We start from the raw sequence: 12,614 nt of genomic DNA, 5'->3' as shown, positions 1-12,614 counted from the left end.
GGCGATGAGCGGAGAAACTGCGGTAGCGCCGGGCCACGCCCGGCGGAATTCCCCAACCAGCGGCATAGTGCCGGAGATCGCGGCACGCGCCGAGGCGGCCATCGCGATTCGTCATGATCTGCACCGGCACCCGGAGCTGGCCTTCGAGGAGCATCGCACCAGTGCCCGCGTGGCCGAGCTGTTGCAGCAATGGGGCTATGAGGTCACCACCGGCCTCGGCGGCACCGGCGTAGTCGGCACGCTGCAGCGCGGGCAGGGAAGCCGTCGCCTGGGCCTGCGTGCCGACATCGATGCGCTGCCGATCCGCGAGGACTCCGGCCTGGCCTACGTCAGCCAGACCGAGGGCCTGATGCATGCCTGCGGCCACGATGGGCATACCGCGATCCTGCTGTCCGCTGCGCACTATCTGGCCCATCACGGCAATATCGACGGCACCCTGCAGCTGGTGTTCCAGCCTGCGGAAGAAACCGGTTCGGGTGCATCGAAGATGCTTGCCGACGGCCTGTTCGAGCGCTTCCCGGTGGATGCGATCTATGGGCTGCACAACTGGCCCGGCGTACCCGTCGGCCACTTCGGCTTCGTCGATGGCCCGGCGATGGCGTCGGTGGACTGGGCGCGGCTGAAGGTAATCGGCAAGGGCGGCCACGGTGCCGAGCCGCAGGGCAGCGTGGATCCGATCCTGGCGGCAGCGCACATCGTCACCGCGCTGCAGAGCGTGGTGTCGCGCAATGTCGATCCGCGGCAGATGGGCGTGGTCACCGTCGGCTCAATCCACGGTGGGCAGGCTGCCAATGTGATTCCGGACGTGGTCGAGCTGAAGCTGACCGTGCGCGCCTACCTGCCCGAGGTGCGCGACACGCTGCGACGCCGGGTCACGGAACTTGCCGAGCAGACCGCCGCCGCGTTCGGCGCGCGCGCCGAGATTGAATTCCCGCGCGGCTTCCCCAGCGTGATCAACCACCCGCAACAGACGGCCTATGCCCGCAAGGTGGCGGTGCAGTGCTTCGGCGCCGAACAGGTGGTGCCCGGCTTCGCACCGCGCACCGCCAGCGAGGACTTTGCCTTCCTGCTGCAGGCGCGACCCGGCAGCTTCGTGTTCGTCGGCAACGGCGACAGTGCACCGTTGCACAGCCCGCGCTATGTGTTCAACGACGCCGCCATTGCACCCGCTGCCAGCCTGTGGGCGCGGCTGGCCGAAGACTACCTGGTGAAGGACGTGGCATGAGCAACAACGAACGCTTCCTCTATACCTCGGTCGATGACCCGCTGGCGCGGCCGCTGTTCGATGGCCTGGAACAAGAGTACGACCGCCGTTACGCCGACGTGCGCCGACGCATCGGTGGCAGCGCCCGCGAGGAGCTGCAGCGCTATCCGGCGCAGGCCTTCGCGGCGCCGGTAGGGGCCTTCGTACTGTTGCTGCGCGACGGTGTGGCGATCTCTGGTGGCGCCTTCATGCCGCACCGCGATCCAGACACCGCCGAATTCAAGCGCATCTGGACGCTGCCGGGGTTGCGACGCCAGGGCATCGCGCGGCGCGTGCTTCAGGAACTGGAAGAACAGGCGGCACGCCAAGGCTATCGGCGTGTGTTCCTGACCACCGGCTTCCGCCAGCCCGAAGCTGTCGGCCTGTACCTCAGTCATGGCTACACCGCGCTGTTCGATCTGGATGCAGATCCGGAAACCGTCGCGCACCTGCCCTTCGAGAAGCACCTTGGGCAACCGGCGCCAGTGCTTTCGTCGTCGCAGGCCGTGCTGCACGGGGCCCATGCATGAGTACACCGTCGTCTGCGCTTGAGGGAATCACTGCGCGTCCTGCGCCAGCGCCCGAATTGAAGATCGTGCCGGCCCGGCATCCACTGCAGGGGGTTGGTACGGTGCTGGCACTCGCGCTGATCCTGATCGGCCTTCAATCAGTACTTGGCAATCCGCGTTGGGGCTGGGGCACTTTTGCCGAATGGTTCTTCGCGCGCCCGGTGCTTGAGGGCCTGGGCCGCACGCTGCTGCTGACCGCGCTCGGTACTGGCCTCGGTTTCGCGCTGGGCACCTTGCTGGCGTTGGCCCGCGTCTCCGGTTCGCCGCTGCTGTCGGCGGTGTCGTGGGGCTACGTGTGGCTGTTCCGCTCGATCCCGCTGCTGGTGCTGTTGCTGCTGCTGAACAATCTGGGCTACCTGTACAGCACCATCGAGCTGGGCGTGCCGTTCACCGGCATCAACCTGTTCTCGTACCCGACCACGCAGCTGATCGGTGTGTTCACTGCCGCGGTGCTGGGCCTGACCCTGAACCAGGCCGCGTTCTCGGCCGAAGTGATCCGGGGCGGCATCCTGTCGGTTGACCACGGCCAGTACGAGGCCGCGGCCGCGCTGGGCCTGCCACGTGGCCGCCAAGTCCGCCGCATCATCCTGCCGCAGGCGATGCGCTCGATCCTGCCGGCCGCGTTCAACGATGTGATCGGCCTGGCCAAGAGCACTTCGGTGGTCTACGTGCTGGCGCTGCCGGAGCTGTTCTACACCGTGCAGGTGATCTACCGCCGTAACCTGGAAGTGGTGCCGCTGCTGATGGTGGCCACGGTCTGGTACCTGGTGATCCTGACCGTACTTTCACTGCTGCAACGGCGCGTCGAGCAGCGCTTCGCGCGCGGCCAACTGCAGCGCGAGCGCTCGGCATCGCGCGTGTCATCGCCGCGCGTGCAGAGTGATGCCGCACCGCGCGTGGTCAACCGCCCGCGCATCGCCGCGCAGGTGGATGCCGGCGAGGGCGCGGCGGTGTCGCTGCACGGCGTGGGCAAGGTGTTTGGCGACCAGCCGGTGCTGGAGGATGTGAACCTGGACCTGCGCGCCGGCAGCGTGACGGTGCTGATCGGCCCATCGGGCGCAGGCAAGTCCACGCTGCTGCGGCTGATCAACCACCTGGAGCGTGCCGACAGCGGCTACGTGACCGTCGGCGGCCAGTTGATCGGCTACCGCCGTGACGGTGAAACCCTGTACGAACTGCCCGAGCGTGAGATCCGCCGTCGGCGTGCCGAGGTGGGCATGGTGTTCCAGGGCTTCAATCTGTTCCCGCACCTGACCGCGCTGGAGAACATCATCGAGGCACCGATCGCGGTGCGTGGCGTGCCACGTGCGCAGGCCGAACAACAGGCGCGCACGCTGCTGGAGCGGGTCGGCCTGGCCGACAAGGCCGATGCCTTCCCGCGCCAGCTGTCCGGTGGCCAGCAGCAGCGCATCGCGATTGCCCGCGCACTGGCGCTGCAACCGAAGGTGCTGCTGTTCGACGAACCCACCTCTGCGCTGGACCCTGAACTGGTGGCCGAAGTGCTCAGTGTGATCGAGGAGCTGGCCCGCTCCGGCACCACGCTGGTGATCGTCACCCACGAGCTGAGCTTCGCCCGCCGCGTGGCCGACCACGTGGTGATGATGGACCAGGGCCGGGTGATCGAGCAGGGCACGCCCGACGCCGTGTTCGAGCAGCCGCGCCAGCAACGCACGGCCGATTTCCTGGCCAAGACCCTGTAACCCCGGAAGGAGCACCATGAGTCGTGCAGCATCGCGTCGTCCCTCGCGCAGCACCCTGTTGATCGTGGCGGTGCTGGTCATCGGCATTGCCGGTATCGTCTACTCGCGCGTGCGCCAGGCACCGGATGCAGGCACCGTGGCCGCGACCAGCCTGGCCGGCGCGAACACGGCCGTCCTGAAGGGCACCTTCGACCCGAAGGCGAAGGCATTGATCCCCGCCGGTTATCAGTTCGTCACCCCGGGTGCGTTTACCGTGGCCACCCATCCGGGGCAGCTGCCGCTGGCCGACTACGGCGCCGACAGCAAGGACGTGGTCGGCATCGAGCCGGACATCGCGCGGCTGATCGCCGATGCGTTGGGCCTGAAGCTGGTGATCGTGCCGGTCGCGTGGGCGGACTGGCCGCTGGGGCTGGAATCGGGCAAGTACGATGCGGTGCTGTCGAACGTTACGGTGACCGAAGAGCGCAAGAAGAAGTTCGACTTCTCCAGCTACCGCTACGATCTTCTGGGCATCTACACGCGCAGCGACGGGCCCATCCAGAAGATCGAAAAGCCCGCTGATGTGGCCGGGCTGAAGGTGGTGGTGGGTGCCAGCACCAACCAGGACCAGATCCTGCGGCAGTGGGACCGGCAGAACATCGCGGCCGGGCTGAAGCCGGTGGAGTACCAGTACTTCGACGACGCCGTGGTCGGCCGCTTGGCGGTGATCACTGGCCGCGCCGATGTCTCGTTCGAGCCCAATGCCACCGGCGCCTACTCGGCACGCGATGGCAAGGTGCGGCGCGTGGGCCTGTTCCCCGGTGGCTGGCCGAACGCTGCGGCGATCTCGGTGACCACGCGCAAGGGCAGCGGCCTGGCCGATGCGGTGACGCAGGCGTTGAACACCCAGATCGGCAGCGGCACCTATGCGCAGGCATTGGCGCGCTGGAACGTGGCCGAGGAGGCGGTGCCGCAATCGCAGACCAATCCGCCGGGGTTGCCGACGCTGCAATGACACCGGGCGTGGCCCGGCGCTACAGCTGCTTCTGTAGAGCCGAGCCATGCTCGGCTGCAGTTCGCGCGGTGCGCGATGAGTCGAGCATGGCTCGACTCTGCAGGAGCATCCACCCATGGCGTGGATCTACTGGTGGAGTCTGCTTTCCGTAGAGCCGAGCCATGCTCGGCTGCTCTACCAACGCGCCTCCAGCGTTCTGAATGGTCTTGCCAGGCGCACGCCCTCCGCATCGAACGCGGTAACGTTGCGCCCATCCACACGCACGGTCTTCGGCATCGTCCGCGCCGGCCACCAGACCTTCACCGCCGTCCCACTGCGCAGGCCCTTGCCCAGCGTGATCGATAGCGTGCCGTCGCGTTGCCGTGCCTGCATCTGCAACGTGCCGTACGCGGTGGGCAGGCGTTCCACCGCCAATCCATCGCCCGCCACCCACGAGGGGGGCGTGCCCGGCAGCAGCGAGAGCGCATCATCGTCTTCGCGCATCAGCATGCCGAACAGCGTGCGGCCGTATTCGGCACCGATCCAGGTGTGCGGCATGTCGCCCAGGTAGCGAGGAAAGCGCAGGCGTGAGTGCACGACCTCGGCCAGCACCTGCCACTGAAGCGGGCGCCGGTCATGCAGCAGCCCCTGCAGCAGCTCATCGGCGACGTGCGGCTGGCCCAGGTGTACGTAACTCAGCACGTTGCGGATCTCGTACGGTGTGTACGCATACAGCGCACCGGGGTGGCTGCGCTTGCGCACGTCCTCCAGATAGCGGGCGAAGGTGGTCCGCAACGCATCTGCAGGCAACACGCTCTGCGCACCGGTCGGGTCCAGTGCGATCGAAACGCCGGTGGGATCGCCATCGCCCAGGTCGGCCGAGGAGGGAATGAAGTCGATGCCCTTCCACGCCATCGTCGCCCGGATCGAGGCATGCAGTGCGTCGTAGAGCAGCTTGTATTGTTCGCGCGCCCAGGCTGCGGTCTCGTGGTCGCCCAGCGATTCGGCCAGCCAGGCACCGTCGTGCCAGCCCTTCAGGCCCCAATAGTCATCCCAATAGCTGTGGGTGGGCGACGGGTAGCCCTCATGGCTGATCGACGGCGCAAGAATGCCCGCGAACCGTTCCGGCGAAGGCTGGTCAGCCTTGTAACCGGGCACCAGCGTGCGTTCGCGCAGTTCCTGCAGGAAGCGCAGCGCCGCTTTCACCTTCGGCAGATAGCCACGCACAGACTCGGGGCCGCCGTCCAGGCGCGCGACATCGGCCACCAGCGCGACGTACTGGCCCTGACTGTCGTACTCGATGTCTGATCCAAAGCCGGTGTTGACGCTGCCATCGTCGTTGAGGATCGGTGAGACCAGGCCGTTGGGATGCACGCCGTGCTCGCTGTACCAGGCCAGGTAGTCGCGCGCCACGCGGGCTTCCCCCATGCGCAGCAGCACCGCCGAGGTGGCCATGCCGTCGCGGATGAAGGAACGGTTGTAGTTGCGCGGGCCGGGCTGCATGGCTGGACCGGTCTGGTTGATCAGCATGTAGGCGGCCTGCGCGCGCAGCATGTCCACCAGCGACGGATCGGGCAGGCGCAGGCCGACCTGGCCCAGCCGTGCCTGCCAGTCTGCAGACGCCTGCGTGGCCAGTGAATCAAACGCCGCATTGGCATCGTGGGGCAGCGTGGTCAGATCCAGCGCAGGCGCTTCGGGCAGCACGCCATTGGCATCGGCGGCGGCGGTGCCCAACGGGAACGCGACCACGACGGCATCACTGGTTCCCGGCGCCAACGAGACGCGGTAGTTCAATGCAGCCGAGGCAAGCCCCTGATCATCACGCACCTGTTGCGTGGAAGGCAGCTGGCCGGCAGCGAGGGTCGCGGTGATCTCCGTTGCGCCATCCTTGCCGAATGGCGCCGCGCCGGATGCGGTCACTGGAGTAAGCGACTGCAGCAGCGTGCGCCCATTGATACGCAGGGCCTGCCCATCGATGGCCACCTCGCGGATCGGGGACAGCCCGCCGTTCTGCCACGGCGGATTCATCTGCATCGGGCGCACCACCAGGCTGAGCGTGCCATCGATCCGGGTGCTGCCGGTGTTGTGCAGGCGATGCCGCAGGAAGGTCACCGGCTGGCCATCGCGCTCAATGGCGAATACTTCACTGCGCAGCTGCAGGCCGGGTTGCGGTGACCAGGTGGCAGAGGGCATCGGCTTCCAGCCGTCGCGCAGGGCATGCTGCATGGCCTGCCCGGCGGCGCCGGCGGTTTGGCCATCGGCATTGCGCCAGATGGGCTGTACCAGCGGCGCACCCTTGAACGCTTCCAGATTGCCGTACTCGTCGAAGATCGATTTCTGTCGTCCTGCATGCACACCCACGGCCGTCCAGTAGGTCTGCTGCATCTGCAGCGAGGCCGGGAACAACGCGCGCTGGGCGCCGCTGGCGACGATCTGATACTGCTTCATCGGCGTCATCACGGCTTTCGGGCCGAGCAGGCGCAGGCGTGCGATCCGTGGCGCAGCGCCGTCCACGCTCAGGCGGAAAGCACGCAATGGTTGTGCTGCAGTGGCGGCCAGCCAGCTTTGCCGGTGACTGGCCGCCTGTGCATCGTGTGCGAGGTCCTGCCAACGGCCCTGTGCATCCTGCGCCTGTAGTCGGGCGGCGCCTCGTGCGCCATCGCCCCAGTCGACCACCAGGCCAGCCGTTGATTGGGCCTGCGGCAGCGTGATCTCGAACGTATGCGATCCATTTGCCCCGGCCGGCATCGCGACGGCGCCGCCGCCTTGCCAGAGCGCCGCTGCCTGCGTTGCATCGATACCGCTGATGCGTGCGCTGAGCGTGCTGTCCAGCGGCTCCATCTCGAAGATCGACACGCCCCAATCGGAAGTGCGCTGCGGGCTGGCCAGCCGCAGGTAGCGCGCCTGGCGCGGCGCGAAGTACAGCGTTTCCACATCGCCCAGCGAATCGGCCATCGTGTACGCGGTCTGCCACTGCCTGCCATCCATTGAGGTCTGCAGTGAATAGCCTTCCGGGTTCGATACGTCCCAGATGAGGCGGGCGCCGGCCAGCAGGGTGGGCGCGCCCAGATCGATCTGGAACCAGTGGCCGGGGCTGAAGGCGCCGCCGGTGACGGTCTTCGGGTTGCCGTCGATCAGGTGGCTGATCGCCATCGCCGGCACCTGCTGCGAGGAACTGCTGGCCTGCCATTGGCTGCGCGGTGGAAGGGTCTGTGCCTGTGCGCTGGAGGCCAGGGCGGCCAACAGTAAGGCCGCAGCAGGGCGCAATTGAAAAAGCGGTGTGGAGACCTTGGAGCGTTCGGCGCGCAACGTCATTACGGACAGCCTCGCAGGTTCGGCCGGAATCGGGCGAGCGCTACGCTAGCAAGGGATGTAATCGGTTACATGACGCACTGTAGCGCCGCTGGACGCTGGCGCTGCCATCACGGGAGGGCTGACGGATGTGGCTCTGGACGTGTAGCGCGGATTGGCTAGGGTCACGTCGAAAGTTCTTTCAAGTGAGTTGTCATTTGACAACCAATGTGAGCCGTGTGCAGACTATGGAGAACAGGGAATGTCTCGAGCGCGTCATCCAGACAAGGACATCGAAGCGGCGTTGCAGTTCGCGGAGGATCGTGGGTGGAGGCTCCGTATGGCGGGCGGCCATGCGTGGGGTCGGATGTATTGCCCTTACAACGACACCGATTGCCGATGCGGGGAGTTCTGCATCGTGAGCATCTGGAGCACACCGCGTAGCGGCAGCCATCATGCAAGGGCCTTGCGGCGTGTGGTCGAGAACTGCAGTCGTGAGCAATGAGATCACGCTTCGTCAGAAGCGAAGGGGTCAATCATGGAATTCAACTTCACCGTGAAGTACCGCTTGCCGGACACAGGTATTGAAATCGGTGTCCTCGAGCAGCGCCTGGCCGAAGGCGGCTGTGACGACGCGCTCGTGGGCCTTGGGCTGCCGGGACGGCTGGCCTTGGCGTTCTGCCGCGAAGCAGATAGCGCAGGGGCTGCCCTGCGTTCGGCGCTGGACGATGTGCAGCGGGCCGTGCCCGGTGCCGAACTGGTTGAAGTGAGCCCCGATCTGGTTGGGCTCACTGACGTCGCAGACCTGCTCGGAATGTCGCGCCAGAACATGCGAAAGCTCATGCTGGCCAACCCGCAGTCGTTTCCGTCCCCCGTGCATGACGGCTCGACCTCGATCTGGCATCTCGTCGACATTCTCGGTTGGCTGCGAGCGCGCGGCAGCGGGAAAGTCACGACGGAAATGACCGAGCTCGCTGCCGCTGCGCTACAGATCAATCTGGCCCGGGAAGGGCGCAGGCTTCACCCGAAGACGTAGCGGCGGCCAGAATTGGAGCCCACCGCGTTACAGCTCCACCGTCTCCCACCAGCGCGTACCTGCCTGCGGCGCCTGCATGTCCAGTGCTTCGCCCATCATCGGCGTAGCCACTGCAACATTGTTTGCAGCGGCCAGCGCGGTGATGCGTTCGAATGGCTGCTGCCATGCGTGCAGGGCCAGGTCGAAGGTGCCGTTGTGGATCGGCAGCAGCCACTTGCCGCGCAGGTCCAGGTGCGCCTGCAGCGTCTGTTCCGGCTGCATGTGCACAAATGCCCAGCGTGGATCATAGGCGCCGGTCTCGATCATGGTCAGGTCGAACGGACCGTATTTCTCGCCGATGGCCTTGAAGCCGTCGAAGTAGCCGGTGTCGCCGCTGAAGAAAATGCGGAAGTCACCGTCCTGGATCACCCATGAAGCCCACAGGCTGCGGTCGCTGTCACCCAGCCCGCGGCCGGAGAAGTGCTGGCCCGGGGTCGCGGTCAGGCGCAGGCCGTTGGCTTCGGTGGATTGCCACCAGTCCAGCTGCTCGACCTTGCGCGCATCCACCCCCCACGCGATCAGCTGGTCGCCGACGCCGAGCGGTGCAATGAAGCGCGCGGTCTTGCCGGCCAGCTGCATGACCGCGGCATGGTCCAGGTGGTCATAGTGGTTGTGCGAGAGGATCACACCGGCGATCGGCGGCAGCGCGTCGATGCTGATCGGCGGTGCATGGAAGCGTGCGGGCCCCATCCACTGCACCGGCGAGGCGCGCTCGGAGAACACCGGATCGGTCAGCCAGTACTGGCCACGCAGCTTCAGCAGGATCGTGGAGTGCCCCAGCCGGAACAGGCTGCGATCCGGTGCGGCGTCCAGCGTGGCGCGGTCCAGCGGCTTCACCGGAATCGGGTGCGCGGGCACGGTGCCCTTGGGCTTGTTGAACAGGAACGTCCACCAGATCTCCGCGCCGTCGCGCAGGCCCATCGCCGGACGGGGCAGGGCATTGCGGAACTTGCCATCACGGTACTGCGGCGAATCGGGGAAGTCGGGAAGGGACCAGGATTTGCAGAAGGTGTAGGCGGTCACGGCGAGGATTCCGAGCAGGAGGACAAGGAGCAGGCGCTTCATGGGTGACGTCCGCTGGGTACACTGCACAGTGTAGTTTCGTGTTTTTCAAAAGTACACTGTCGAGTGTAAAATAGAGGCATCCGTTCAGTTATCCGGTTCCCGCCATGTCCCGCCCCCCGCAACGCCTGACCGACCGCAAACGTGACGCCATCGTGCGCGCGGCGGTGGAGGAGTTCCGTGCATCGGGCTACGAGGCGACCAGCATGGACCGCATCGCCGAGGCGGCGGGGGTCTCCAAGCGCACCGTCTACAACCATTTCCCGAGCAAGGAAGCGCTGTTCTCGATGATCCTGGAGGAGCTGTGGGAACGCAGCGTGGCCAGCGACGCACTGCCATACCGCGCCGACCAGCCGCTGCAGACGCAATTGCTGCAGTTGCTGGGCCAGAAGCTGGACCTGCTCAGCGATGGGAATTTCATCGATCTGGCGCGGGTCGCGATGGCCGAGATCATCCATTCACCGGAGCGCGCGCAGGCCATCGTCTGCCGCATGGGCGAGAAGGAAAGTGGCGAGAGTGCCTGGATCCGCGCAGCAATTGCCGATGGCCGTCTGCGCGAGGTGGATCCGGACTTTGCCGGCCACCAGTTGCATGGGCTGGTGAAGAGCTTCGCGTTCTGGCCGCAGGTCACGATGGGGCAGCCACCGTTGACCGCGCAGGAACGTGCGCGCGTGTCCGAATCGGCGGTGGCGATGTTCCTGGGGTTCTACGCGGTCTAGCTGGCTGCGAAGCGACGGAACTCGTCGGCCGGCAGTGCCGCCGAGTACAGGTAGCCCTGGCCGACATCCACCCCGAGTGCGCGCAGCTTCTGTTCCTGGGCGAGGGTCTCGGTACCCTCGGCCACCACGATCGCGCCGCAGCGGTGCGCGACCTCGACGATGAAGCGAACGATCGACTGTGACTTGGCGTCGGACAGCGTGGCGATCAGTGCCTGCTCGATCTTGACCTCGGCGATGGCCAGCTGCGAAAGCAGGATCAGGGTTGAATAGCCGGCGCCGAAATCATCCAGCGACAGGGTGACCCCGGCTGCCAGAAGCTGTGCGATGTTGGCATCGACCACGTCGCGCTCGACGATTTCGGTCCATTCGACGATCTCCAGGCGCAGCATCGCACCGGGGATGTCATGCAGCTGCAGCAGCTCCTGCAGGCGCAGGCCGAAGTCGGGCAGGCGCAGCGATTCGGCTGAAACATTGACTGCAATGGTCAGCGCCGCGCCGTCCCGCCGGCAGTGCTGCAGGAAGTGCACCGCCGACCGCAGCGTGGCCCATTCCAGGTCTGCCAGCCGCCCCTGCCGGCGCAGCAGCGAGATCACCCGCATCGGGGCAATCGGCCGGCCTTCCCCGTCGCGCATGCGCAGCAGTGCTTCGGCGCCGACCAGTTGGCGGTCCTGCAGACGATGCTTGGGCTGGTAGCACAGCGGCGCATTGCCCTGCTGCAGCCAGTGCTCAAGCGCAGCCTCGATCAGGGCGTCGATCTCGCTGTCGCGCTGGATCGGGTCATCGAAGAACACCACGCCCGACTCGATCGCGCTCAGTGCCACGGTGATGGCGCGGAACGGAAGATGTCCTTCGTCGGCATCAGCAGGGGGCTTCAATTCAACCACTGCACAGCGGAACAGCGGCCGGAAGCCCGGCCAATCGCGGCCGACCCCATCGGCCAGGTTGCTGGCCAGCTCGGTGATCTGCGGTTGCGTGCGCAGTGTGGACAAGGTCAGGCCGCGCACCAGGATCGCCAGCGCGGCATCACCGAACTGGTAGATCTCCAGCTGCGCAGCCGACAGCGAGGGCAGCAACCGATGCACCTCCCCGGTGCTGTCGCGCTGCCACAGGCCGTTGTCCTGCAACGGCCCGTAGCGCAGGCGCAGATCGCGCAGGTTGCCCATCTCGGCCACGATCAGGCAGGCCTTGCCGGTGCCGTCGTTATCCCGCCAGTACTGTTGCAGGCGTTCACCGAGCGCACGCATGTTGGGCAGCCCGCTGATCGGATCGATGCGGAGCCAGGCCTGTTCGCGCTGGCGTTGCGCATCGATCTGGGCATCGTTGTAGACCAGCGCGAACACAGCGCCGAGCACGAGCAGCGAGACCGGCAGTGCCAGCACGCGCTGGATCGCCAGCTCGGCCACCGGCAGTTGATCGGCGCCAATGATCGCCACACCCAGCGCCAAACCCAGAGCGGTTACCCCGATACGCACGCCCCAGGCCTGCAGGATCATGCGCGGCGAGAGCTCGTTGAGCATGCGCGGGTGCAGGTGCCTGCGCAGCCAGACGCCGGCCACCATCTGCAACACGGCCTCAAGGCTGGCAGGCAGGAAGAACGGGATACCGACGAACTGGTAGCGGGCCAGCAGGGCGGCGGTCAGGCAGGCCAAGCCCCCGCGCCATCCGCCCAGCAGGCCACTGACCAGCAGGATGTCGAAGCCGAGGTGCAGCTTGACCACACCCTGGGAATAACGGGCCACGAACCAGGAATTGAACAGGTAGATCAGGCCCAGCGCTACGCCGACATACAGGCGACGGCCTTCAATGGCGTGCCCGGCGCGACGGGTGGCGATCAGCAGCACGCCGATCATGCCGATCACTGCCGTGGCCTGCAGCAGATACAGCGGCAGGCTGGGCAGGGCGCTGTCCAGGACCTGGGTCGAGACCCGTGAAAGCGCATCCATAGCAGGTTCCCGCCTGTGACCGACGGCCAGTGACGAGCA

The 12,614-nt window shown here is 66.5% G+C and carries 9 protein-coding genes; 6 read left to right on the top strand and 3 right to left on the bottom strand.

Translation table 11 applies throughout. From position 1 onward, the window contains the following. Nucleotides 1-4 precede the first annotated feature (4 nt). From AC5P74_RS13700 to AC5P74_RS13685, 4 genes are read left to right on the top strand one after another with little or no spacing between them, the layout of a single operon-like run. Nucleotides 5-1,225 carry a M20 aminoacylase family protein gene (locus AC5P74_RS13700; RefSeq protein WP_346607508.1) on the top strand — a complete coding sequence of 407 codons (1,221 nt, stop codon included), beginning with the start codon at nucleotides 5-7 and terminating at the stop codon, nucleotides 1,223-1,225. Then, nucleotides 1,222-1,773 carry a GNAT family N-acetyltransferase gene (locus tag AC5P74_RS13695; RefSeq protein ID WP_206620097.1) on the top strand — a complete coding sequence of 184 codons (552 nt, stop codon included), beginning with the start codon at nucleotides 1,222-1,224 and terminating at the stop codon, nucleotides 1,771-1,773. Before AC5P74_RS13700 ends, AC5P74_RS13695 begins: the two co-directional genes overlap by 4 nt. Then, on the top strand, nucleotides 1,770-3,512 hold the full coding sequence (locus tag AC5P74_RS13690) for an ABC transporter permease subunit (protein WP_080375078.1): 1,743 nt from the start codon (nucleotides 1,770-1,772) through the stop codon (nucleotides 3,510-3,512). The genes AC5P74_RS13695 and AC5P74_RS13690 overlap by 4 nt, the downstream gene beginning before the upstream one ends. A 16-nt stretch (nucleotides 3,513-3,528) precedes the next feature. After that, on the top strand, nucleotides 3,529-4,506 hold the full coding sequence (locus AC5P74_RS13685; protein WP_206620096.1) for an ABC transporter substrate-binding protein: 978 nt from the start codon (nucleotides 3,529-3,531) through the stop codon (nucleotides 4,504-4,506). 174 nt (nucleotides 4,507-4,680) lie between these two features. Here the strand turns inward: AC5P74_RS13685 and AC5P74_RS13680 are convergent, their stop codons facing one another. Further along, a complete protein-coding gene (locus tag AC5P74_RS13680) occupies nucleotides 4,681-7,800 on the bottom strand; it encodes a discoidin domain-containing protein (protein ID WP_346607507.1) in 3,120 nt (1,039 codons plus the stop codon). 514 nt (nucleotides 7,801-8,314) lie between these two features. Here AC5P74_RS13680 and AC5P74_RS13675 point away from each other — a divergent pair. Beyond that, entirely contained in the window at nucleotides 8,315-8,812 is a 498-nt protein-coding gene (locus tag AC5P74_RS13675; RefSeq protein ID WP_346607506.1) for a helix-turn-helix transcriptional regulator, read from the top strand. Nucleotides 8,813-8,839: 27 nt separating this feature from the next. Here AC5P74_RS13675 and AC5P74_RS13670 read toward each other — a convergent pair whose 3' ends face one another. Then, nucleotides 8,840-9,916: an MBL fold metallo-hydrolase gene (locus AC5P74_RS13670; protein ID WP_053500038.1), complete on the bottom strand. Its 1,077-nt coding sequence runs from the start codon at nucleotides 9,914-9,916 to the stop codon at nucleotides 8,840-8,842. Between the two features lie 104 nt (nucleotides 9,917-10,020). On the opposite strand from AC5P74_RS13670, the gene AC5P74_RS13665 reads away from it, so the two are divergent. After that, on the top strand, nucleotides 10,021-10,632 hold the full coding sequence (locus tag AC5P74_RS13665) for a TetR/AcrR family transcriptional regulator (protein ID WP_053500036.1): 612 nt from the start codon (nucleotides 10,021-10,023) through the stop codon (nucleotides 10,630-10,632). On the opposite strand, the gene AC5P74_RS13660 is transcribed toward AC5P74_RS13665, so the two are convergent. Next, nucleotides 10,629-12,575: an EAL domain-containing protein gene (locus AC5P74_RS13660; RefSeq protein ID WP_346607505.1), complete on the bottom strand. Its 1,947-nt coding sequence runs from the start codon at nucleotides 12,573-12,575 to the stop codon at nucleotides 10,629-10,631. The genes AC5P74_RS13665 and AC5P74_RS13660 overlap by 4 nt on opposite strands. Nucleotides 12,576-12,614 lie beyond the last annotated feature (39 nt).

It is taken from the genome of Stenotrophomonas sp. YJH_SMC_94-11, assembly GCF_059370435.1.
The sequence above is the reverse complement of the archived record's forward strand: the minus strand, read 5'-3'. Positions and strand labels throughout refer to the sequence as shown.